The following is a 225-nucleotide window of genomic DNA, read 5'->3' on the forward strand; positions in this document are numbered from 1 at the left end:
AAGCTATCACGAAAATTAAACAATGTCACCCAAATTATGGTTATCGACGAGTAACGTTAGCTTTAAAGAATTTAGGCCATCAAATTAATCATAAACGCGTATTACGCTTAATGAATGAACTAGGTCTATTATCAACGGCGTTTACCAAAAAAAAACGAAGATATAATTCTTATAAAGGTCATGTTGGTAAAACTTGTAAGAATAAATTAAACCGAAGGTTTTTAA

At 30.2% G+C, this 225-nt stretch carries 1 protein-coding gene; it reads left to right on the top strand.

Going from position 1 to position 225, the window contains the following annotated elements; all coding sequences use genetic code 11:
* Positions 1-14 precede the first annotated feature (14 nt).
* A partial coding sequence (locus LfDm3_RS06760) for an IS3 family transposase (protein WP_404825418.1) occupies positions 15-225 on the top strand: 211 nt, incomplete at its 3' end.

The sequence above is a fragment of the Fructilactobacillus fructivorans genome (genome assembly GCF_000814735.1).
Taxonomy (GTDB): domain Bacteria; phylum Bacillota; class Bacilli; order Lactobacillales; family Lactobacillaceae; genus Fructilactobacillus; species Fructilactobacillus fructivorans.